The organism is Kosakonia sp. H7A (genome assembly GCF_003028445.1).
GTDB lineage: Bacteria > Pseudomonadota > Gammaproteobacteria > Enterobacterales > Enterobacteriaceae > Kosakonia > Kosakonia radicincitans.
The window spans coordinates 649,632-671,870 of record NZ_PYTZ01000002.1 but is presented as its reverse complement, the minus strand read 5'-3'; the positions used below and the strand labels follow the sequence as shown (position 1 = coordinate 671,870).

Sequence of the window (22,239 nt, the reverse complement as noted above, 5' to 3'; positions counted from 1 at the left end):
TTCGATTTTATTTTTTCCGCGACGGCGTAAATCGCTATGGATGCGGCAATAATAGCAACTATTTTAATTCCCAAAACCAGATTTCCTGACAATACGGATAACAGTCCGAATTACAGAGAAAAGAGTTGCTGGTCAGCGGTTCCAGCATATCGATATGCCCCCCACCGTACCCCTCAATTTTATTAAAGAATACTACACCCCGGCGTTTTAACAGTGCTCGCCCGCCCTGGACTTTATCGGTGTAGATTTCCGCTTTACCAAAAACATCAGCCCGATTTAATTGGTCGGCCAGCAATTTGGCACCCATTTCAAATTTCTTGCCTTTATACGGGCCATTTTTTATTGTAAAACGCCCCGCAAATTCGATGTTACATTTCAGCAGAGCCAAACTCATTCTTACGGCACAGGTATTCTTATATTGCTCGCCTTGCCGTATTAAATCGTTATAGTCATAGCCAATTTCCGAAAATAAAACATCGGGAGCAACATATCCTGCGCGGGTATCATTTGATGAGTAATGCTGCTTTTTTAATTGCTCGTATAACGGTCTCATTTTTGGCTCCCTTTTTTGCAAGGCAGAAATTCCTTCATCGACTCAACAATAAAGTTGGCGGCAGGTTGTTTACGCTGTTCAGTACTCAGCTTTGCCAGACGCGAGAAAACGTGCTCATGGGCAGAACCCGGCAGTATCTTCTTATACCCACACCACGCTTTCCCTTCCGTTGCATCCAACACCCCGAGAAAATACATATCCGCTTTGATACGTTCTCGCTCGTTATCTTTATTGCTCCAGGCATTAAAAAAACGTTCGGCAGTCAAATTCACATCGTGCCCGGTTAACAGAGACGGATCGCGTGGAAATACAGAGGTATCATCTTCCGGTAATGATTGGGCCCGAGGGTATTGATAAGTTTGTGTTTCTGCTAAAACCAGGGTTGAGAAAACCAGCAGACTGCTAACAGCTATTCGATATAGATTCATCGCATATCCTTCTGTTATGAAATCCTTCATGCCGCAGGCACATCCTGCCTGCGGCACCTTCTGCTTACGCCTCTTTGGTTTTCAGTGACGGCAGTTTTGACACCAGACGCAGCGACACGGTCAGACCTTCCAGTTGGTAGTGCGGACGCAGGAAGAATTTCGCGGCGTAGTAGCCAGGGTTGTCCTCGATCTCCTGTACCTGCACTTCGGCCGCGGCCAGCGGTTTACGCGCTTTGGTTTCCTGCGAGGAGTTGGCCGGGTCGCCGTCGACGTAGTTCATCACCCAGTCGTTCAGCCAGCGCTCCATTTCGTCGCGCTCGCGGAAGGAGCCGATTTTGTCGCGCACAATGCACTTCAGGTAGTGCGCAAAACGGCAGCAGGCGAAGAGATACGGCAGACGGGAAGCCAGACGCGCGTTGGCGGTGGCATCGGCATCGTGGTACTCGGTCGGTTTTTGCAGCGACTGCGCGCCGATAAAGGCGGCAAAGTCAGAGTTTTTACGGTGGATCAGCGGCATAAAGCCGTTTTTCGCCAGTTCCGCTTCACGGCGATCGCTGATGGCAATCTCGGTCGGGCACTTCATGTCCACGCCGCCATCGTCGCTCGGGAAGGTGTGGCACGGCAGATTTTCCACCGCCCCGCCGGATTCAACGCCGCGAATCGAGGTGCACCAGCCGTACTCTTTAAAGGAGCGGTTGATGTTGGTCGCCATCGCGTAAGCGGCGTTTGCCCAGGTGTAGTTGTTGTGGTTCGCGCCGTCGGTCTCTTCTTCAAAATCGAAGCTATCCACCGGGTTCGTGCGAATGCCGTACGGCAGACGGGAGAGGAAGCGCGGCATTACGAGGCCTAAGTAACGAGCATCTTCCGATTCACGCAGAGAACGCCAGGCGGCGTATTCGGTGTTCTGGAAGATTTTCGTCAGATCGCGCGGGTTCGCCAGCTCCTGCCAGGACTCCATCTGCATCACGCTTGGTGCGGTGCCGGTGATAAACGGACAGTGCGCCGCCGCGCCGATACGCGCCATCTCGCCGAGCAGCTCAACATCCTGCGGGCTGTGGTCGAAGTAGTAATCGCCCACCAGGCAGCCAAACGGTTCGCCGCCGAACTGACCGTACTCTTCTTCGTAGATTTTTTTGAAGATCGGGCTCTGATCCCAGCCGACGCCTTTAAAACGCTTCAGGTTACGGCCCAGTTCCTGCTTGGAGATGCTCATAAAGCGAATTTTCAGCATCTCATCCGTTTCGGTGTTATTCACCAGATGGCTGAGGCCGCGCCAGGCACTCTCCAGTTTCTGAAACTCTTCGTGGTGGATAATCTGGTTAATCTGCTGCGACAGCTTCTCATCGATACCGGCAATCAGGTTCTGAATGGTGCGGTAGGTGTCGTTGGAGAAGGTTACGGTATTTTCCAGCGCCTGCTGCGCCAGCGTTTTCACCGCGCTTTCTACCGCCGAACGCGCCTGGTCGGTTTTCGGGCGGAACTCTTTGTTCAGCAGTGAGCTAAATTCATCCTGGCTGAAGGCCTGGGCGCCCTGCTGTTCATGTTGTTGCGAGGGATTGCTCATGGTTTACTCCTCTTTACCTTGCGCGTTCTCGTCGCTGTTCGGCAACTGGCTAAGGGATTTCAACAGCGTCGGATCCTGCAACACTTTGGCGATCAGCTCTTCCGCGCCGTTTTTTCCGTCCATATAAGTCAGCAGGTTGGAAAGCTGCGTGCGGGCTTCCAGCAGTTTGTTCAGCGGCTCGACTTTGCGGGCGATGGCATCCGGCAGGAAATCATCCATGCTGTCGAAGGTAAGATCGACGTTCAACCGGCCTTCGCCCGTCAGCGTGTTATCCACGTTGAAGGCGACGCGCGGTTTCAGCGCTTTCATACGCTCATCGAAGTTGTCGACATCGATCTCGAGGAATTTACGCTCCTCAATAGACGGTAAGTTCTCCACCGGTTTCCCGACCAGATCCGCCATAACGCCCATCACAAACGGAAGCTGGATTTTGCGCTCAGCGCCATAAACTTCCACGTCGTACTCAATCTGTACGCGCGGCGCGCGGTTGCGGGCGATAAATTTTTGACCACTGTTACTTATTGGCATGATGTTCTCCATCGAATATGCGCGGTGAAGGTTTGACGACTGGCGACGCGCCTGTCGTCATAACACGGTACGCGTCACTCCTGACGCCCAAAGATGTTTTGCAACTGGCTTACGCCGTCGGGCGCCAGATCGCGAATAATTTCCATAAAATCGAGTTCGATTAACCGCTGTACGCGATCGATCATCAGCGGTGCCGGGTGGCTCGGTTCATGCTGAGTAAAGTATTGCTTCACTTTCTCCAGCATCAACTGTGCGTCGGCGCGCGTCGTTACCTGCGCCGTGCGCCAGTCGGTATGCGCTGCGAGCGGTGCGGCAACCGGCTGTGGCGCAGGGGCTTTTTGCTCCTCCCCTGCGGACGGCGCAGGCGGCTCATCGCCACGGGAAGCGCGGCTCGCTCCGGCAATCATGCTGACCGTTTTCAGTAACTGTTCCATTTCCGGCACCCCGCTTTCGCCCAGTTGTTCCAGCAGCCATGTACGGATGGTTTGCAGGCGCCCTTCAATCTGCCCGATAGCTTCAATACCGGGTTGGCCGCCGCGTACCAGTTCATCTATCAAACGCACCCGACCGCCCGGGTAACCCGCGCATTCGGTTTTACTGCCATCCAGCAGCGCCTGTGCATCGCGCACATTCAGCTCATCTCCATTGCTGCGTAACAGTATCGACTGGCGCAGCGTGGTGGTGAGCGCGGATTTGTCGCTCAGCGCAGCCAGCGCATTAATACGGTAGAAGGGATCGAATTCACCGCCATCGGTAAGCGACGGCCAGAGATGATCCCAGTACAGCGCCAGCGCCTGGCCCAGCAGCAGTAAACCGTCGGCGTAACCTTCCAGCCCGCGGCGACGCGTCCATGCATGGGTTAGCGCCAGCATGACGCGAATATCTTTCGTGCGTTCCAGCAGCGAGGTGGCCAGTTTTTCCACGCGGTTCCAGTCGGCGGGTTCGGCAGGAATGATCGTGTTGCCGAACTGCTGCTCGGCTTTACCGAGGCTGGCCTGCTCCATCGCCTGGAAGTCGGCGTCATACTCCAGATTCTCGCCGCACGGTTGCTCCGGCGTGACCGGAGCCAGTAAAGAGTCAATCGTCATCCGCAACCTGCTTATTCAAACATCGGTGGGTAAAGACCGTGGCGACCGGGTCTAGCGCCCCCCGCCGGGTCAAACAGCAGCGTAAAGAGCTGCCCGGTAAAATTGCCGCTATGTACGTGTGTATAAAGCGGATAGCCGTCGCTGCGGTTGGTCCACCAGAAACTGATCTGGCGCAGCGGGTCGAAACATTCGGCGGCCTGATTCCAGCCAATGGTCGATTCGCCGTCGCCTTCGTAACCGATCACATCAAGAATTTCCGAGCGCGATTCCGGCGCAACCAACTGCACGGGCGGAATCGACAGCAGCGCCTGATCGAGCTGTTCCGGCGAGTAGCCATTGCGGATAGCGTGCAGCAGCGTGCGGCCCAGTTGCTGATACCAGTCGCCCGCCTGCGCCAGATGGCGCGGCGTCCACTCCAGCGGGTTAATCGCCATCAGCGCGCAAATCGGATACTGGCGCCCGACGCTGTCGCGCCCCGGCAGCAGACAGCCCATCTGCACTTGCTGTCCGCCAAGCATAGGCGGGACAACAAAATTCCATACCGGCGCATTGCCGAACTGGCGATCGCTGGCACGCTGTTCCTCTTTTTGCCAGTTCATCAACCCCACCTGGAACCAGTGGGACCACTGCCGTTGCAGCGCATCGGGAAAGCGGCGCTGTAAAAAATCACCGGCACTCGGCAGTTTTCCGTACCAGCTGATTGCTGAAGTCATCGTCATTGGCGTTCCTTTGCAGTTCAAGGACATGCGAAACGGGGAAGCTGGAACGGGTTGCGGATGCTGTTCGGCGCAAACTCCAGCGTCACCTGATGCCCGTCAATGGTGAATGTCGCCTGGCGGCTAAGGCTGCTACTGCCGGGGCTGACGCGGGCTTTATCGAAAAAGCGATTCAGTGCCCACGCGCCGTTGGTGACCAGCGTCGCGGTTGTGCCGCTGGCCAGACCGAGCTGCATCCGTACCTGGTTGGTTCCGCCCGATCCCGGCCAGTTAACGATTTGTACCGCCTGCGGCCCGTGGCTGTAACGCAGAATTTGCCCGTCCACATCCAGCGTCATGGTCAGGATGCTGTTATCCATACGAACCGTGCGCACGGTTGTGCGAAACGACGGCGTGGTGCTGCCATTGGCAAAGAAAGCATCGCGGATAGACTGCGCCTGCTGGAACGGCACCAGCAAACCTTCGCTGCCCGGCAGCGTTTTGCCGTCGATACCTGGCATAAAGCGCCAGGTGGACTGCGTGGTGTCGACTTTATTGGTCAGGTTATCGCGAAAGAAGGTATCCATCAGACCGGTGCCCGGCGCGAACATGCGCGCCAGATCGTCCGGCGTCACTTCGCTGCTGGCTGAGCGCACCAGCGGATAACGCCCGGCGATGGCCTGACGGCAGAAGCTGCCCACTTCAACGCTGATACGCTTGCGAACATTTTCCAGATCCCGGCGCTGTGTATCGCTGCTGGCTCCCACGGCCATGTTGCTGAACATGGTTTGCAGACCGCCGGGCAGACGTCCGGCGCTGGCCTGTAAACGGCTGATCGCTTCTCCCCCCGGCGGTGGCATCCCGCTGTTGGCAGCATCCTGAACGGCGGTCAGATAGCGGTACAGCTCATCAACCTGCTTGAGAAAATCATCAAAGACGATGGTTTTCCCGCCTTTTTCCAGCGGCTGCGCCAGTTCGATAATCGGCGCGAAGTGTTCGGTTACACGCTGTTCCGGCGTCTGGCTGGCCGCAGCATTGGTGGTTTGCTCTGCGCCGTCGTGGTTACTGAACAGGGTTTCCAGCATCTGCGTACCACGGTTAGTACTACCAGCATTTTTCGCTTTTTCAGCGTCTTCCGGCTCATCCCGCGTCAGTTTCAGTTGCTGGCTCAGGTTGAGCACCAGCCGACGCAGCGGTGAGTTGTTGCCGGAGAGCAAGCGCGCCGTATTGATGCGCTGATTCAGATCGGCACTGTTATTAAGCTGAATGTCGCTTAAAAAGCTGTCCCACAGAGCGATAAAGTCGCGGGCGTAGAGCTGGCGCACCGCGTTATCCGTCTGTTGTTTATCTTCCGGCTGCGTGGTCGCGCCCAGTACCCAGCTATCATCTTCATGCAGGGAAGCGGTGACCGGTGCGATCTTTGCGTTGAAGGTATTCCAGTAGCCGTCCGGCGTGTACAGCCCCGGTAGACCTTCACTCACTGGTTTGCCGCTTTTGCGCGAAAAGACCAGCTCGCTTTGCGGTCCGCCCAGTGAAGCCAGTGAAACCGGCTTCAGGCTGTCATCATGTTCCAGCAGACGTTTCAGACGACCATAAACGCGCGTGGAGAGCGGCTGCTGGTTAATCATTGCCTGCTCGCGGCTGATTAACGCCTCATCTTTGGCGTACGGCGACGACTGAATTTGCGGCTCCAGCAACTGCGTCAGATGCCATTCAAGCTGGCGGATCTGCGCTTTGGTGACGTTCTGCGGCAGATTGCGCTCCAGATTGAGCATCACCCACGAGTGCAGGAATTTGCCATCGTAATGTTTCGGCTGATAGAGCATCTGGTAGGCTTTCAGCGCTTCGTAGCTGTATTCCACATCGCTGCCGTTATCGTTGCGCAGCCAGGTGGTAATGCGCATCGCCACTTCCGGTAACAGCATCTGTTGCAGCGCTTTCTGGTACAGCGTCTGCGAGGCGTCAGCCACATCGTTACCGCGATACAATCCCATACGGCGGGTGATCGGCGGATTGTTGATGTCGAAGGCGTCACTCTGCGGCAGCGCGGCAAGCCCGTTCAGCAGCGGCAGCATGGCAAACAGATCGCCCTGCTGGCGGTTACGCAGCGCTTTGATCTCCTGATCCAGCGCCGGCACTTTGGCCTGCACTTCATCAAGATAATCTTTGTTATTGCCGTAGCTGGTCAGCCACAAGGCGCTGATAACAATCAGCAGCGCCAGCAATGCCGCATAACCGGACCAGATCACCGCCCGGCTGCGTAGCTCCCACCAGCGGTTTTGCCCGGCAATACCCGCTTCCTGGAAGATGACGTTTTGCAGCACATGCTTGATAAAGAAGCTCTGCCCTTTCCCGCCCGGTACCGGCTCATCTTTACTCACCGAATCCCAGTTATCTCCGGCTTTACCCTGCGGTAGCGAGAGCGCCCGGCTGAGTTCACCCATCACGCGGTCGAAAGGCAAGCCTTCCTGCGTACCGCTGGCGAAGTAGATACCGCGCGGCGAGAATTCGGTTTCGAAATTAGAGCGGGCAAACAGCGTGTTCAGGTAGTCAGACAGCAGCGGGCGAAGTGCGGCGAACTCCTGCGGAAACAGGAAACATTCCGCGCGTGCCTGCGCATCGCTTTCCCGCAACAGCGTATCCGGCAGCGCCGCATCCAGCCGCTGCTGTAACAGGGCAAATTCCTGCAGAAAACTGCCCTGCAAGTCAAAATCCGCCAGTCTGGCTTTTTCCCACGGGAAGGTGAAACCCCAGATCTGGTCGCGCTGCGCTTTATCAAAACCGGCAAAATAGGCGCGAAAACCTTTCAGCAAGTCGGCTTTGGTTACCAGTACATAAACCGGGAAACGAATGCCCAACTGCTCATGCAACTCGGTCAGCCGCTGGCGCAAATTGAGCGCCTGTTCGCGGGAGGCTTCTGCGGATAGCGTCAGCAGATCGGCGATGCTGATCGTCACAATCACGCCGTTAATCGGCTGGCGACGGCGGTATTTTTGCAGCAGACCGAGGAATTTCGCCCATTCGCTGGCATCCTGAACCTGCTCGCTCTCCTGCGTGGTGTAACGACCGGCGGTATCCAGCAGCACCGCTTCGTTGGTGAACCACCAGTCGCAGTTACGCGTTCCGCCAATGCCGCGCAGCGCGGTTTTACCAAAGCGATCCGCCAGCGGAAATTGCAGGCCGGAGTTCACCAGCGCAGTGGTTTTCCCGGAACCCGGCGCACCAATGATCACATACCACGGTAACTGATACAGATACTGAGTGCTGAAGCGCTGAGTCCACTGTCCGCGCTGGCCCGGCTGGTTAAAGTGGGCTTTTTTCAGTACCTGTGCGGCCTCTTCAAAGCGCTCATTAAGCACCTGTTCTTCACTGTTCAGGCGTTTGCGCTCGACCGGATCTTTGGCTTCTTCGCTTTTCAGGTTGTCCATCAGCTTACGGTTGAGCCAGGCATTATAGAGGCGCGGCACAATGTGGCTGTGAACCCAAATCAGGTACATCACCGCAATGGTGATCATGCGGTTTTGCTCTGACTCAAGCGGGCGGGAGTCGACGACGGAGAGCAGCGGGCCGATCATCCAGATCACGGCAGCCAGCCCCGTCACGCCAAGGAAACCCCACAAAATGCGGTTGGTCAGCAATGAAAGCAACATATTCATCCTTTAGTTTCCTTGCGGCAGTCCGTTAAGCTCGGCGGCCGTATTTTCCGGCGACACCAGCAAAGTAATCTCTACGCGGCGGTTGCGGGCGCGGTTTTCCGGCGTGTTATTCGGCGCGATCGGGTTCATCTCCCCTCTCCCTTCCGCTTTCACGCGTTCCGGCTGCGACAGATGTTTTTGCAGCAGCGACTGTACCGAGCGCGCGCGCTCCAGAGAGAGCTCGTAGTTAGAGGCGAATCGCGCGCTGCGGATCGGCACGTTATCGCTAAAGCCGACCACCAGAATGCGGCCGCTGACGTTGTTCATCGCCTGGGCGACGCGGTCGATCACCGGTTCGTAGCTGTCACGCGCCACCGTTGAACCGGAAGCAAACAGCCCGTCGCCTTTTAAGGTCACCACGCTGCGATCGGCTTCATCGCGCACCGCCACCAGCCCTTGCTGAATTTCCGGGCGCAGGAAGGCGCGCAGATTAAGCACTGGCGGCGCACTCACTGCTGGCTGGGCAATAGCCGCTTCCGGCAGCTGTGTTTGATAGATTTTCGCCAGCACCGGGCTGGTGTTATCGCCAAGCCGCCAGTTAAGCACGATATAGAACAGACAGGCGAGGAAGCCCGCCAGCCCGACGCAGGCCCATAATGGGATCACCGGACGCCAGAGCTTGCGCATCACCGGTTGATCTTCCGGGTGCGGCGAAAGCGGCGGCGGATAGTTACCACGCACGCCACGGATCATCTGCCACAGGCGCTGTTTGATGGTTTCCAGTTGCGTACGGCCGTTGTCCATCACCCGGTAGCGGCCTTCAAAGCCAAGCAGCAGGCAGAAGTTGATCAGCTCCAGCAACGCGATGTGCTCGCGCGGGTTTTGCGACAGCCGCGCCAGCAGCTGGAAGAACTTCTCCCCGCCCCAGGTTTCGTTGTGGAATGTCACCAGCAGACCGCTGCCGGACCAGACGCCACGGCTGCCCCACGGCGTTAGCGCTGCGGCTTCATCCAGCGCGGTACAGAGGCAGTAGCGCGCGCCCACGATCACCTCGTAGGCCAGCCCGGATTGCTGACAGCGCACTTCAAAACGGCGGATTTCATCAATTAAATGCTGACGCAAACCGCTTTGATCGTCATGAGAGACCGAATAGCGGATTTGCGGTATCGCATTAAGTAGCGGGTTTGCCGCTGCGACCAAAGGATTGTTACCACTGGCTCCTGCCAGAGCGGCATCACTGCCGGCGGCGTTTTGTTCCTGCATATTGTGCGCTCGCTCTCTTATTCAGTCGGGCTACGGATGGCCCAAAACTCCATATCAAGACCCGGGAATTCGCCCGCCAGATGCAGTGCGAAAGCCCCCGATTTCTCCATTTCGTTCCAGAGTTCGCCGCCTTTTTCCAGCTCGAAATAGTTGTAACCGGCATGCCACGGAATTTGCGGCGGCGCGACCGGCATGGCGCGCAGCATCATGCCAGGCAACTGGAGCTGTACCAGATCGCGGATTTTGGTGACCGGGGCGACTTTCATCTGCGCCGGGAAATGGGTTTGCAGGATTTCGCCCGGCACGCTGGCCTTGACCGCCAGCACAAAGCCGAACTCGCGCGCCATGCTGGTATTCGGCAGCGTGGCGACATTCAGGCCGTGAGTGCGTTCGGTGAGCGGAAGCTGGATAGCGTGCTCTTCCATCACCAGCGACAGCCCCTGGCGCAGCATCAATTGCAGTTTGCTGAAGCAGCCCGCGAGATCGTCATGGTCATAAACCGGCAGCGCCTCTTCCGGCGAACGCGTAGCGGTCCAGGTCGTCAGCTCCGTGGCGAACGGCAGCCAGCTTCGCCACAGCTCTTCCGGGTGGATCATCGGCAGTGTTTTCAAATGCGCCACCTCGCCAAGATGGTGATTGATCAGCGCCAGCAGCGTAAATTCCACCATTTCCGAGGTATTAAAACGCCCCGGCTGACGCAAACGCTGACCTATTTGCTGGCTACGCTGCACCAGCAAGCTTTGCAGATCTTTGAGCGCACCATACAGCAGCGGATTATTGATAGCATTGAGTACCGGCGGGATATAACGCGTATCGAGGCGAACGTGATTATCGTTACGCTTCTCCAGCACGTGCACCACGCCGATGGACGTCCATTCGGCGCTCAGATCTTTTTCCAGCATCAGTTTTAGCCGCAAGCGACCAAACTGCACGGCAGCCGGTCCGACGGACATGGCGTTGTCATCATCCACTTCGCTTTCCCAGGTGACGTAACGCGCCAGCGAATCTTTCTCTTCGCTGAAAATGACTTCATCCCGTCCGCCGCGCCGCACCGGTAACGCCAGCACCACGCGCTCATTGTTGGTGTTGTCCGGGATAGCCAACGGCGCTGGCGCCTGGCGTGCATCGTGGAAAGAGAAAAAAGTGCCGTCCGGCAGTAAACCACTGGCAGAGCTCAGGGCGATACAGCCCTGACGCAACATCGCGTCATCCAGTTCAAGATCCAGGTAGCCCCAAAGGTACGGGCGTTGCAGTGTCCCCCACTCACGAATGTGATGTTGCAGGTAACTTTCCGCACGCTGAAAATGATGAGGACGCAGAAACATACCTTCGGTCCATATGACCTTTTCTGCTTTATTCATACTGTTTTCCTGTTTAGGCTGGCGCTATTTGGAAATGACGCGAATTCCGTTGATGTCGAGGAAAAGATTCGCTTCCAGTTCGTCCGCAGAGGATTTCCAGAATTCGTAGAAGTGGCTCTCACCCTGCACCGGAAGCGGCAGGGAGATACGCCATTTCTTGCCATCCAGAGCCTGATATTCCGCGATCACGCCTATGTAACGCGCCTCCGGCGCGCTTTTGCCACTCAGCGTTTTCGACAACTGGCCGGGCATCAGGAAAAATTCATCACTGTTGAGCAGGTTGGCACCCAGCACGCTGTCAGCGTTATTTTGCAGCGACCAGAAATCGGCAGACATAAACGTGGCGTCCGATTTCAACAGCAAAACCCTGACTTTAAGAGGAGCGGACTCATTGATTTGCGGATGAGCCCTGAACTGAAGGTTATAGCTGGTAGGTACGCTGTGTGAAGAAGATCCACAACCGCTGGCCAGGGTGGCCAGCACAAAGAAAAACACCAGACAGAACTGGCGCACAACAGCATTATTATTCATATCTGGCACTCGTCACGGCTGGATTAATCGATGATCCAGGTTCCTGAGTTAGCGTTTTTGCAGGCTTTGCCGCTGCCGTCTACCGTCACGCAGGTCTGTTTTTTCGGCGCGACTCTGCGACGACGGTCTTCACGCAGCGTTTTGTCGTACAGCTCGCTTTTCACTACGGCACGCATCGGCACATAACCAATCAGTTCTTCCTTTCCTTCATCGGCCAGCGCCATCCAGAAGTGCTCTACCTGTCCCAGAACAACATAGGTTTTACCGGCTTCAAGTTGGCGGATCACTTTGCCGCCGAAATCCGGTTTGCTCATAACGGAAGCCGGATAAAGCGCGCGATAGTTTTGGTTAATGGCAGTAAATTCGGTTGGAGCAAGCACTGCATAACGGTGAGTTAAGGTAACGCCATTCACTTCACTGGTAACAATGGTGTCGTCGCCTGGAGCCGGTTTCGGTGGCGCTTTACACCCACTAACGCCAAAGACAAAAAGAAGAGCCAAGACCATTCGCATGTTCATAGAGTTTTTTCCATTGCAAATATATTACTGTGTTGACCTGGAGCGTTTCGGAAAGTAGCAGTTAAATCGCTCTAAATAACTTCATCCTTCTCCAACAAAACGCCGTGATAATGAATAAAAGGCATAGCTACCGCACGAGCCTGCACAAAGCAAGGCCGCAATATTATTACTTTTCATTGACTATCATGACACGATTTTACAGATAGGATTATTCAATTCAATATGATCTCCGACCTGTTGAAATAGGATTATTTAATTTTTTTGCAAATTAGGACAATTCTCAAGAAAAAATTTCACTTGAGGAGAGAATTATTAAAGATAGCTGTCCATAACGCCAGTTTATTAAAATGCAAATCCATAACCCACTGAAATTAAATAGATAATACCTATTATTCTTTTCTTAGCATATACTGAAAATAATGTGATAAGAGTAATCCTAAAAGCATAAATACACGAATAAATACTACAATATCTGGTAGCCTCAATTCCAGATTAAATGCAGGGTTTAAGAGCTTTCACGCCCTATTTCGGATTCTTTTGTCAGTATTGGCGAAATATATTGAGCAAAAAGCATCTATTTACCGGGCATATATAGTCACGTACAAAACTATTTCATAGCGGTACCGCGGATTGTTTCGCGCGAGAACATTCTTTGTATGAAATTATTTAGCGGTGCTTAACCGCTTCTGAACCCACATTAAATGAAACCTTTCAGCCATGTCGATTTGCCGCAATATTGTCTATTTTTTGCTCTCTGCATATTTGATCGCTAAAAATAACCCAGCTGTATTGATCAACCTTCGTCACACTTCTGCGGAAAAAAACCGCATTTTCGTCGTAACCAGACGGGGAAATAGTCTGGAATCGTACAAAATGCCAAACGGAGCACGCGATTTATCTGATATTCGACTAAGGTTTGGACAAGATTGATGTCAGCGGTGCCGTGATGCGCCAGCTCAAGGAGAATGATTGATGATAAAACCTGTTATGCGCCAGCCGCGCTCGCTGTTGCTGGCAATGCACGTCGTTTTAGGTGGAGCATTACTTGCTGTTGTTCCTCAGGCGCTGTCCGCAGACGCCCCGAATGCGCAGCAATCACCAGATATCCTGCTCGGCCCGCTGTTTAATGATGTGCAAAGCGCCAAACTCTTTCCCGATCAAAAAACCTTTGCAGATGCTGTACCCAAAGGCGATCCGCTGATGATCCTCGCGGATTATCGTATGCAGCGTAACCAGACCAGTTTCGATTTGCGCCACTTCGTTGATGTTAACTTTACCTTACCGAAAGAAGGCGAAGCCTATGTTCCGCCTGAAGGCCAAAGCCTGCGCGAGCATATCGACGGCCTGTGGCCCGTGCTGACACGCACAACCGATAGCGCCGGTAAATGGGATTCCCTGCTGCCGCTGCCAAAACCTTATGTTGTGCCTGGCGGTCGTTTCCGCGAAGTCTATTACTGGGACAGCTACTTTACGATGCTGGGCCTCGCTGAAAGCGGACACTGGGACAAGATCAACGATATGGTGACCAACTTCGCGCACGAAATTGATACCTGGGGACATATTCCCAACGGTAACCGCACCTACTATCTGAGCCGCTCCCAGCCGCCGTTTTTCGCCTTAATGGTCGAACTGCTGGCTACCCATGATGGCGATGAGGCGCTGAAAACCTGGCTGCCGCAGATGGAAAAAGAACATCGCTACTGGATGGAAGGCGTCGATAGCCTGCAACCGGGTCAGGCCAGCCAGCGCGTGGTAAAGCTGAATGACGGAACCGTGTTAAACCGTTACTGGGACGACCGCGATACGCCGCGTCCGGAATCGTGGCTTGATGATGTCACTACGGCGAAAAATAACCCTAACCGCCCCGCCACGGAGATCTATCGCGATTTGCGTTCCGCTGCCGCCTCGGGCTGGGATTTCAGCTCGCGCTGGATGGATAACCCGCAGCAGCTCGGTACCATTCGAACCACCAGCATTGTGCCCGTGGATCTGAACGCGTTGATGTTCAAAATGGAAAAAATGCTTGCCCGCGGCTATCAGGTTTCCGGTGATGCCGCAAAGGCCAGTCACTATGAAGCCCTTGCCACCGCTCGGCAGAAAGGTATTGAAGCCAATCTGTGGAATGAAAAAGAGGGCTGGTACGCCGATTACGATCTGAAAACCCATAAAGTCAGAAACCAGCTTACGGCAGCGGCGCTCTTCCCGCTGTTTGTCAACGCGGCGGCGAAGGATCGTGCGGATAAAGTCGCTGCCGCCACGCAAGCGCGACTGCTGAAACCCGGCGGCATCACCACAACTACCGTGAATAGCGGGCAACAATGGGATGCGCCTAACGGCTGGGCACCACTGCAATGGGTTGCCGCCGAGGGGCTGCAAAATTACCAGCAGCAGAAACTTTCGCAGGAAGTGAGCTGGCGCTTCCTGACCAATGTTCAGCACACCTACGACCGTGAGAAAAAACTGGTGGAAAAATATGATGTCAGCACCACCGGTACAGGCGGCGGCGGTGGAGAGTATCCGCTGCAGGACGGCTTTGGCTGGACTAACGGCGTCACGCTGAAAATGCTGGATCTGGTGTGCCCGAAAGAGAAACCCTGCGACAACGTGCCGCAAACGCAACCTGCATCCGCCTCACAACAACCTGCGCCTGCCGAACAAAAAGCCGCGCAGTAAACATGAAAAAGGCCGCAGCAATTGCGGCCTTTTTACTGAAGCGTAAGTTTTAATCTCTGCGCAACAGCCTGAACACTGCCAGCACGACAATAGCGCCGACGACCGCGACAAGGAAGCTGTGCAGATTAAAGCCGGTAATATCGCCGCCAAAACCAAACGTTGTAGCCAGCCAGCCCCCAACCACCGCCCCCACAATCCCCAGAATACAAGTCAGAATAAATCCGCCGCCATCCCGTCCGGGCATGATTAATTTAGCAATAATGCCAGCAATCAAACCAAAAAGAATCCACGCGAGAATGCCCATTTTACTCTCTCCTTCTGCTTGTTTCGTTTACATGCACGCACCACAATGGCGGCGCGTTAGCTACAGTATAGTTGTCGGCGACAAAACTTTTTCATCTCACAGACTTAATCCCACTCTTCAGGGAAAATTTTTCGCAATATTTGTATTAAGTTCTGTCTGAAATTGCCGATAACCCAACGACGGTGTGTCAGTCATCAAGGAGCCATTCGGCGTGAGCAATTACAGTGAGCAGTTCCTGAAACAGAATCCTCTGGCCGTACTGGGTGTTTTGCGCGATCTGCAAAAAAACCAGGTGCCTGTCTGCATTACCTGGGGCAGCGGTCAGTTCATCAGTAAGATACTGGAAGTCAATCCGGAAGAGCTGGTGATGGATTTTGGTAGCCAGGAGTATGAGAACAACGCAGTGCAGCGTGCAGGGAAAGTGACCATTACCGCTGAAACACAAGGCGCCAAGGTTGAATTTACACTGCCCGGGCTCGCAGCCGGTGATTTCCAGGCGCTGCCGGCATTTATTACCTCGCTGCCGGATTCGCTGTGGTTTATTCAGCGCCGTGAATATTTCCGCATCAGCGCCCCGCTCCATCCGGCTTATTTTTGTAAAGCGTTGATGCCGGACAAAAGCGAGATCCGCTTTCGCCTGTTCGATCTCTCATTGGGAGGAATGGGCGCCCTGCTGGATGGCGAATTACCCGCAGCACTGCAACCGGGCATGCGCTTTTCGCAGGTGGAACTGGACATGGCGTCCTGGGGGCAATTTTATTTTGACGCACAGCTGATTGCGGTCGGCGAGCGCAAAGTGGTGGACGGGAAAAACAGCACCATCGTTACGCCACGCCTGAGCTTCCGCTTTCTGAATGTCAGCCCCGGCGTTGAGCGCGAGCTCCAGCGCATTATCTTCGCCCTGGAGCGCGAGGCGCGCGAACGCGCCAACCGGGTGCGCTGATTACATCGCATCCATCGCTTTTTGAACTTTCCAGATATAGCGCGGCGCTTGCGGCGCGGGGTGTTTTTCCGCCACGTGTTTCAGAAAAGCGTCAGCGCTCAAATCATTGATCTCATCAATCGCTTCGTCGCGATCCGACGAGAACGTCCGCAGTAATGCCCCGGCGCCGTTAACGTAGGAGACCACCAGCGCGTACTGCATCACCTGCTGGTTGCGGATCCCCGCCAGCGGCCCGTGTTCGAGAATGCTTAAATAGGCCGCGCCCATGGAAATATTGCGTTCGGGATTTTTCAGTTCACTGCTGGAGGGTTGACCGCTCCATCCCATATAGCGGTAGACTTCACGTCCGGCGGTTGACGCTTTCAGTTGCATCAGCCCCACCGCATTGGATTTACTCACCAGGTTCGGGTTTCCCCCGGATTCCACGGCAATCATCGCCGTCAACAGCCGTGGGCTGACACCCCACGCCGCGCCCGCCTTTTCGGTGATCGGCATCCATTGCATCGCCCGTTTCACCGGCACTTCCGGATTCCAGTCCGGCTGGCGGTAATCTTGTCTTGAACTACATCCGGCCAAAAGTACCACTAAAAAAGCAAACCATCTTAATTTCACGCCAACAAATCCTTCTTCGAGGGGCTCATCACTGCGGATGACAACGATACAGGTTAGCGGCATGATAACTGTTTCCCTATAGATGTCAGCAAGGAAATGCCATGTCCACCATCCATTTGATTGCCCCTTCCGGTTATTGCATTAATCAGCACGCGGCGGCACTTGCCGTCGAACGTCTGACGCAGCAGGGGCATCACATTGCCAATCCATCCGTCATCACCCGGCGCAGCGAGCGGTTTGCCGGCAGCGATGAAGAGCGTCTGGCCGATATCAACGCACTGGCAACCCTGGCGGGCAATAATACGATTGTGATGGCGGTGCGCGGCGGCTATGGCGCCAGCCGTTTGCTGGCTGATATCGACTGGCAGGGCATCGCAGCGCGTCAGCAACAACAACCGCTGCTGATATGCGGCCACAGTGATTTTACGGCTATCCAGCTTGGTCTGCTGGCAACCGGCAAGGTGATTACCTTTAGCGGGCCGATGCTGGCGGGTAATTTCGGCGCAGACACGCTGGATGCCTTCACGCAGGAGCACTTCTGGCGCGCGTTGACCAACCCGACCTTCAGCATCGAGTGGAACGGCGTTGGCCCACGATGCCATGTTGAAGGCACGCTGTGGGGCGGGAATCTGGCGATGCTGACTTCACTTATCGGCACGCCGTGGTTGCCGTCAATGCCGGGCGGCATTCTGGTGGTGGAAGATATTAATGAGCATCCTTACCGCGTTGAGCGAATGCTTTTGCAACTGCTGCACGCCGGAATTCTGGCGCAGCAGCAGGCGCTCATTCTCGGTAGTTTCTCCCACGCGCAACCTAACGATTATGATGCGGGCTACAATCTTACAAAGATGGTGGATTACCTGCGTTCACAGCTGACTATCCCGGTCATTAGCGGGCTGGCCTTCGGCCATGAGCCGCAAACGGTAACCCTGCCGTTAGGCGCGTTTGCTCAGCTGCAACATACTGATAAAACACGCCTGACGCTGACCGGTCATCCTGTGATCTCCGGGTAAAAAAAGTGCTTAATGTTCTTATTAAAACACTGTTTCTGCCGTTATTATGAAGTGAAGTTACCAACCACGGGTTTCCGGCCCGGGGGATTCCCACTGGCGAGGATTAAGGAGAAGCACCACATTGGACGCTGAGGCGATAATTAGTCTGTTTATTCTGGGTTCTGTTCTTGTAACCTGTAGCATCTTATTGAGTTCTTTCTCTTCCCGCCTTGGTATTCCTATCCTGGTCATTTTTCTGGTCATCGGTATGTTAGCCGGCATTGACGGTATCGGCGGGATCCCGTTCGATAACTACCCGCTGGCTTATATGGTCAGTAACCTCGCGCTGGCGATCATTTTGCTGGATGGCGGCATGCGAACCCGCGCCAGTTCCTTTCGTGTTGCGCTCGGCCCTGCGCTTTCGCTCGCTACTGTTGGTGTGCTGGTCACCTCCAGCCTTACCGGTATGATGGCTGCGTGGTTGTTCAAGCTCAACCTGATGGAAGGCCTGCTGATTGGCGCGATTGTCGGCTCCACCGATGCGGCGGCGGTGTTCTCGCTGCTGGGGGGCAAAGGGCTGAACGAACGCGTTGGCTCCACGCTGGAGATCGAGTCGGGCAGTAACGATCCGATGGCTGTTTTCCTGACCATCACGCTGATTGAGATGATCCAGAAGCACAAAGCCGATCTCGATGTGATGTTCCTGGTGCATATCGTGCAGGAGTTTGGTCTCGGCATTCTGCTGGGCGGTGCGGGCGGCTACCTGCTGCAACAGATGATCAACCGTATCGCCCTGCCGCCAGGTCTCTACCCGCTACTGGCGCTCAGCGGTGGTATTCTGGTTTTTTCCCTGACGACGGCCCTGCACGGTAGCGGCATTCTGGCCGTTTATTTATGTGGTTTTGTGCTGGGCAACCGGCCGATCCGCAATCGTTACGGGATTCTGCAAAACTTCGATGGTCTGGCCTGGCTGGCGCAAATCGCTATGTTCCTCGTGCTGGGCCTGCTGGTCACGCCGTCCGATCTGCTGCCGATTGCCGTCTCTGCCCTGATCCTCTCCGCATGGATGATTTTTATCGCCCGTCCGCTGTCGGTGTTCGCCAGCCTGCTGCCGTTCCGCGGTTTCAATCTGCGTGAGCGCGTGTTTATCAGTTGGGTGGGGCTGCGCGGCGCCGTGCCGATTATTCTCGCTACCTTCCCGATGATGGCCGGGCTGGATAATGCGCGGCTGTTCTTTAACGTTGCCTTCTTCGTGGTGCTGATCTCGTTGCTGTTCCAGGGGACCTCGCTCACCTGGGCAGCGAAAAAAGCCAAGGTGGTGGTGCCGCCGGTCGGCTGGCCTGTTTCTCGCGTGGGGCTGGATATTCATCCGGATAATCCCTTCGAGCAGTTCGTCTACCAGCTCAGCGCCGATAAATGGTGCGTGGGCGCGGCGTTGCGTGATTTGCACATGCCGGAAGAGACGCGTATTGCGGCGCTGTTTCGCGGTAACAGTCTGTTGCATCCGACCGGCAGCACGCGGTTGCGGGAAGGCGATGTACTGTGTGTCATTGGGCGCGAGCGGGATCTCCCTGCGCTCGGCAAGCTGTTTAGCCAGTCGCCGCCGGTCGCGCTGGATCAGCGTTTCTTTGGCGATTTTATCCTTGAAGCCGATGCCAAATTCGCCGACGTGGCACTTATTTACGGCCTGGAGGAAGGGCTTGAGCACCGCGATAATCAGCAAACGCTGGGCGATATCGTACAGCAACTGTTGGGCGCAGCACCGGTGGTAGGCGACCAGGTTGAGTTTGCCGGAATGATCTGGACTGTGGCCGAAAAAGCCGACAACGCGGTGTTAAAAGTGGGCGTCAGAGTAGCAGAAGACGAGGCGGAATAACCGCCCCGCAGTAAGTTACACCGTCACAACAGGCACGCGCGGCGCCAGTGCGCACATCAGTTCGTACCCAACCGTGCCTGCCGCCGCAGCGACTTCATCGATTTTTATCTCCTTGCCCCACAGTTCAACCGGCGTACCGATACCGGCCTGCGGGCAAGGCGTTAAATCGACCGTAAGCATATCCATCGAAATCGCGCCGACCGTGCCGGTGCGAATTCCATCGACCAGTACCGGCGTGCCGGAAGGCGCAATGCGCGGATAACCATCGGCATAGCCGCAGGCGACCACACCGATACGCTGCTCCTCGCTCGCGCGATAGCGGCAACCATAACCGACCGTTTCGCCCGCTTTTAACGTTTGCACCGCGATAATTTCGCTGCTGAGCGTCATCACCGGCCGAATACCGCTGTTGGCGACATCCTGCCATTGACCGGAAGGCGATGCGCCATACAGCACAATACCCGGACGCACCCAGTCGAAATGCGCTTCAGGATGCCATAGCGTCGCCGCAGAGTTGGACAACGATCGCGGCGCATCCAGCCCTTCCGCCGCCTGCGCAATACGCGCCATCGGCCCGGCGATGCCGTCCGGGCGTTCAGCTTCGGCAAAGTGCGACATCAGGGTAATGCTGCTTACGTTGTTAATCGCCCGCAGTTGCTGCCACACGGTATGCACGCGATCCGGCATAAAGCCAAGGCGATTCATGCCGCTGTTAATCTTCAGATAGATATCCAGCGGCGCTTGCAGTTGCGCATTTTGTAGCGCCTTAATCTGCCAGTTGCTGTGCAGGCTGGTGGTCAGCCGGTATTTATCGAATAGCGGTAATTCATCGGCGTGAAAAAAACCTTCCAGCATCAGAATCGGCCCTTTCCAGCCGCGTTCACGCAGCAAAATGGCCTCTTCGAGATTCAGCATCGCAAAACCATCCGTGCTGGCAAGCGAACGCCAGACACGATCGATACCGTGACCATATGCATTCGCCTTGACCACTGACCAGACCTTAGCTGTTGGCGCAGCCCGACGCACGACCTGTAAGTTATTGCCCAACGCCTGCAAGTCCAGCGAGGCCATAATCGGACGAGACATCATTTTTCCTTATATTTATCAGTTATGAACGCCATGCAGATGCTGTGCGCGTGCCGGGGTAAAGCCGGGTAAATAGCGGGCAACGGAGAGATCGTCAGCCGCAATAGCAGGCGTTTTGCCGGACATTAAATCACTGAGCAACTGGCCGGAACCACAGGCCATCGTCCAGCCCAGCGTACCGTGACCAGTGTTGAGCCACAGATTTTTATACGGCGTACGGCCAACAACCGGCGTACCGTCCGGCGTCATCGGACGCAGGCCGGTCCAGAATGTCGCATCTTCAACGCGACCACCGCGCGGGAAGAGATCGCGTACCACCATTTCCAGCGTTTCGCGACGCGGTTGCAGCAGCTCGGTGTTGAAACCGACAATTTCCGCCATGCCGCCGACACGAATACGCTTATCAAAGCGCGTAATGGCGATTTTGTAGGTTTCATCGAGGATAGTGGAAACCGGCGCGCCGTCTTCCTGCGCGACAGGGATCGTCAGTGAGTAGCCTTTCAGCGGGTATACCGGAATATCAACGATGCCTTTCAGCAGCCCGGTTGACCAGGAGCCGAAGGCCATCACATACGCATCGGCTTTTACCACTTCTTCGCCGCACTTCACGCCATAGATGTTTTCGCCTTCATACAGCAGACGATCCACCGGAGTATTGAAACGAAAGACCACCCCGGCCTGCTCTGCCATGCTGGCAAGTTGCTGAGTAAAAAGCTGGCAGTCGCCGGTTTCATCATTTGGCAAACGCAGGCCGCCGGTTAATTTGTGCGCCACTTCCGCCAGCGCAGGCTCTACCTCAGCCAGACGTGCGGATTCCAGCAACTGGTAAGGAACGCCTGCATCCTGCAACACGGCAATGTCGCGGGTGGCGTTTTCATACTGTGCAGCGGTGCGGAAGAGCTGCAAGGTACCGCCCTGCCGCCCTTCATACTGAATACCGGTTGTCTCACGTAGCAACTTCAGGCAGTCGCGGCTGTACTCTGCCAGCCGCACCATACGCCCTTTGTTCTCTGCATAGTGCCGGGCGTCGCAGTTACGCAGCATCTGCCACATCCATTTCAGCTGCGATGAGGTGCCGTCAAGGCTGATAGCAAGCGGTGCATGGCGCTGGAACATCCATTTGATGGCCTTCAGCGGCACACCCGGCGCGGCCCAGGGCGCGGCATAACCGGGGGAAATCTGCCCGGCATTACCGGCGCTGGTTTCCTGTGCCGGACCAGGCTGGCGGTCAATGACCGTGACATCATGACCCGCCTGACGCAAATACCAGGCACTGGCGACGCCCACAACGCCGCTTCCCAATACAACAACTCGCATATCCCTCTCCTGTGAGTAAAGCACAATCGTCTAATTACAAATTGATAACCCAGATGAAAATATTATTCAACATATGGCTTTTTTATGGTGACATTCCTCACAGCCTCGCCGTATCACAAGGCCTGCGATTATTTAGCATCTCCTGCTGCGCGACATTTCGCCGCAGTATAAAATTTTGCAAAAGCAGCGATTAAGGCCGGTGACAGGATCAAAAATCGCGAACAAAAAAAGTGCCATGACGTACAGAATTGATTGCGTGTTCTATGCTTGAA

General features: G+C 55.4%; 19 protein-coding genes. 4 read left to right on the top strand and 15 right to left on the bottom strand.

Going from position 1 to position 22,239, the window contains the following annotated elements; translation table 11 throughout:
* Positions 1-58 precede the first annotated feature (58 nt).
* The 11 genes from CWM66_RS11215 to CWM66_RS11165 all read right to left on the bottom strand — a co-directional run bounded on the left by CWM66_RS11215 (position 59) and on the right by CWM66_RS11165 (position 12,164).
* Positions 59-553, bottom strand: coding sequence for a T6SS effector amidase Tae4 family protein (locus CWM66_RS11215; protein WP_107146652.1), 495 nt, complete (start codon positions 551-553; stop codon positions 59-61).
* The gene (locus CWM66_RS28900) at positions 550-1,011 is read right to left on the bottom strand and encodes a Rap1a/Tai family immunity protein (protein WP_233218382.1); all 462 of its coding nucleotides are present in this window, start codon (positions 1,009-1,011) and stop codon (positions 550-552) included. Before CWM66_RS28900 ends, CWM66_RS11215 begins: the two co-directional genes overlap by 4 nt.
* Positions 1,012-1,045: 34 nt before the next feature.
* The gene (tssC, locus tag CWM66_RS11205) at positions 1,046-2,545 is read right to left on the bottom strand and encodes a type VI secretion system contractile sheath large subunit (protein ID WP_007371676.1); all 1,500 of its coding nucleotides are present in this window, start codon (positions 2,543-2,545) and stop codon (positions 1,046-1,048) included.
* Between the two features lie 3 nt (positions 2,546-2,548).
* Positions 2,549-3,073, bottom strand: coding sequence for a type VI secretion system contractile sheath small subunit (gene tssB, locus CWM66_RS11200; RefSeq protein ID WP_007371675.1), 525 nt, complete (start codon positions 3,071-3,073; stop codon positions 2,549-2,551).
* Between the two features lie 74 nt (positions 3,074-3,147).
* On the bottom strand, positions 3,148-4,161 hold the full coding sequence (gene tssA / locus CWM66_RS11195; protein ID WP_007371674.1) for a type VI secretion system protein TssA: 1,014 nt from the start codon (positions 4,159-4,161) through the stop codon (positions 3,148-3,150).
* Positions 4,162-4,172: 11 nt separating this feature from the next.
* The gene (gene tagF / locus CWM66_RS11190) at positions 4,173-4,880 is read right to left on the bottom strand and encodes a type VI secretion system-associated protein TagF (protein WP_007371673.1); all 708 of its coding nucleotides are present in this window, start codon (positions 4,878-4,880) and stop codon (positions 4,173-4,175) included.
* 17 nt (positions 4,881-4,897) lie between these two features.
* Positions 4,898-8,512 (bottom strand): type VI secretion system membrane subunit TssM, encoded by a 3,615-nt coding sequence (gene tssM, locus CWM66_RS11185; protein ID WP_107146651.1) that lies wholly within the window; start codon positions 8,510-8,512, stop codon positions 4,898-4,900.
* A gap of 3 nt (positions 8,513-8,515) precedes the next feature.
* A complete protein-coding gene (locus CWM66_RS11180; protein WP_035887419.1) occupies positions 8,516-9,754 on the bottom strand; it encodes a DotU family type VI secretion system protein in 1,239 nt (412 codons plus the stop codon).
* 17 nt (positions 9,755-9,771) lie between these two features.
* The gene (gene tssK / locus CWM66_RS11175) at positions 9,772-11,115 is read right to left on the bottom strand and encodes a type VI secretion system baseplate subunit TssK (protein WP_007371670.1); all 1,344 of its coding nucleotides are present in this window, start codon (positions 11,113-11,115) and stop codon (positions 9,772-9,774) included.
* 24 nt (positions 11,116-11,139) lie between these two features.
* Complete coding sequence (tssJ, locus tag CWM66_RS11170; protein ID WP_007371669.1) at positions 11,140-11,646, bottom strand: type VI secretion system lipoprotein TssJ; 507 nt, start codon at positions 11,644-11,646, stop codon at positions 11,140-11,142.
* 23 nt (positions 11,647-11,669) lie between these two features.
* Positions 11,670-12,164: a hypothetical protein gene (locus tag CWM66_RS11165; protein WP_007371668.1), complete on the bottom strand. Its 495-nt coding sequence runs from the start codon at positions 12,162-12,164 to the stop codon at positions 11,670-11,672.
* Between the two features lie 972 nt (positions 12,165-13,136).
* On the opposite strand from CWM66_RS11165, the gene CWM66_RS11160 reads away from it, so the two are divergent.
* Positions 13,137-14,837, top strand: a complete 1,701-nt coding sequence (locus tag CWM66_RS11160) for an alpha,alpha-trehalase (RefSeq protein WP_107146650.1) — start codon at positions 13,137-13,139, stop codon at positions 14,835-14,837.
* A gap of 49 nt (positions 14,838-14,886) precedes the next feature.
* Here CWM66_RS11160 and CWM66_RS11155 read toward each other — a convergent pair whose 3' ends face one another.
* Positions 14,887-15,141 (bottom strand): GlsB/YeaQ/YmgE family stress response membrane protein, encoded by a 255-nt coding sequence (locus tag CWM66_RS11155; RefSeq protein WP_007371666.1) that lies wholly within the window; start codon positions 15,139-15,141, stop codon positions 14,887-14,889.
* Positions 15,142-15,352: 211 nt separating this feature from the next.
* Here CWM66_RS11155 and CWM66_RS11150 point away from each other — a divergent pair, with 211 nt between their 5' ends.
* Positions 15,353-16,084 carry a flagellar brake protein gene (locus CWM66_RS11150; RefSeq protein ID WP_007371665.1) on the top strand — a complete coding sequence of 244 codons (732 nt, stop codon included), beginning with the start codon at positions 15,353-15,355 and terminating at the stop codon, positions 16,082-16,084.
* Here the strand turns inward: CWM66_RS11150 and emtA are convergent, their stop codons facing one another.
* Positions 16,085-16,696, bottom strand: a complete 612-nt coding sequence (gene emtA / locus CWM66_RS11145; RefSeq protein ID WP_007371664.1) for a membrane-bound lytic murein transglycosylase EmtA — start codon at positions 16,694-16,696, stop codon at positions 16,085-16,087.
* 101 nt (positions 16,697-16,797) lie between these two features.
* On the opposite strand from emtA, the gene ldcA reads away from it, so the two are divergent.
* Together ldcA and CWM66_RS11135 are read left to right on the top strand one after the other, a co-directional pair.
* Entirely contained in the window at positions 16,798-17,709 is a 912-nt protein-coding gene (gene ldcA, locus CWM66_RS11140) for a muramoyltetrapeptide carboxypeptidase (RefSeq protein WP_107146649.1), read from the top strand.
* Positions 17,710-17,830: 121 nt separating this feature from the next.
* Positions 17,831-19,564: a potassium/proton antiporter gene (locus CWM66_RS11135; RefSeq protein ID WP_007371662.1), complete on the top strand. Its 1,734-nt coding sequence runs from the start codon at positions 17,831-17,833 to the stop codon at positions 19,562-19,564.
* Positions 19,565-19,579: 15 nt separating this feature from the next.
* Here CWM66_RS11135 and dadX read toward each other — a convergent pair whose 3' ends face one another.
* The gene (gene dadX / locus CWM66_RS11130) at positions 19,580-20,650 is read right to left on the bottom strand and encodes a catabolic alanine racemase DadX (RefSeq protein ID WP_007371661.1); all 1,071 of its coding nucleotides are present in this window, start codon (positions 20,648-20,650) and stop codon (positions 19,580-19,582) included.
* An 18-nt stretch (positions 20,651-20,668) separates the two neighbouring features.
* Positions 20,669-21,967, bottom strand: a complete 1,299-nt coding sequence (locus CWM66_RS11125) for a D-amino acid dehydrogenase (protein ID WP_007371660.1) — start codon at positions 21,965-21,967, stop codon at positions 20,669-20,671.
* Positions 21,968-22,239 lie beyond the last annotated feature (272 nt).

Bases quoted from the DNA above. Each gene is read 5' to 3' on its own strand.
- CWM66_RS11215 (WP_107146652.1), bottom strand. From the start codon at position 553: ATGAGACCGTTATACGAGCAATTAAAAAAGCAGCATTACTCATCAAAT.
- CWM66_RS28900 (WP_233218382.1), bottom strand. From the start codon at position 1,011: ATGAAGGATTTCATAACAGAAGGATATGCGATGAATCTATATCGAATA.
- tssC (WP_007371676.1), bottom strand. From the start codon at position 2,545: ATGAGCAATCCCTCGCAACAACATGAACAGCAGGGCGCCCAGGCCTTC.
- tssB (WP_007371675.1), bottom strand. From the start codon at position 3,073: ATGCCAATAAGTAACAGTGGTCAAAAATTTATCGCCCGCAACCGCGCG.
- tssA (WP_007371674.1), bottom strand. From the start codon at position 4,161: ATGACGATTGACTCTTTACTGGCTCCGGTCACGCCGGAGCAACCGTGC.
- tagF (WP_007371673.1), bottom strand. From the start codon at position 4,880: ATGACGATGACTTCAGCAATCAGCTGGTACGGAAAACTGCCGAGTGCC.
- tssM (WP_107146651.1), bottom strand. From the start codon at position 8,512: ATGAATATGTTGCTTTCATTGCTGACCAACCGCATTTTGTGGGGTTTC.
- CWM66_RS11180 (WP_035887419.1), bottom strand. From the start codon at position 9,754: ATGCAGGAACAAAACGCCGCCGGCAGTGATGCCGCTCTGGCAGGAGCC.
- tssK (WP_007371670.1), bottom strand. From the start codon at position 11,115: ATGAATAAAGCAGAAAAGGTCATATGGACCGAAGGTATGTTTCTGCGT.
- tssJ (WP_007371669.1), bottom strand. From the start codon at position 11,646: ATGAATAATAATGCTGTTGTGCGCCAGTTCTGTCTGGTGTTTTTCTTT.
- CWM66_RS11165 (WP_007371668.1), bottom strand. From the start codon at position 12,164: ATGAACATGCGAATGGTCTTGGCTCTTCTTTTTGTCTTTGGCGTTAGT.
- CWM66_RS11160 (WP_107146650.1), top strand. From the start codon at position 13,137: ATGATAAAACCTGTTATGCGCCAGCCGCGCTCGCTGTTGCTGGCAATG.
- CWM66_RS11155 (WP_007371666.1), bottom strand. From the start codon at position 15,141: ATGGGCATTCTCGCGTGGATTCTTTTTGGTTTGATTGCTGGCATTATT.
- ldcA (WP_107146649.1), top strand. From the start codon at position 16,798: ATGTCCACCATCCATTTGATTGCCCCTTCCGGTTATTGCATTAATCAG.
- dadX (WP_007371661.1), bottom strand. From the start codon at position 20,650: ATGTCTCGTCCGATTATGGCCTCGCTGGACTTGCAGGCGTTGGGCAAT.
- CWM66_RS11125 (WP_007371660.1), bottom strand. From the start codon at position 21,967: ATGCGAGTTGTTGTATTGGGAAGCGGCGTTGTGGGCGTCGCCAGTGCC.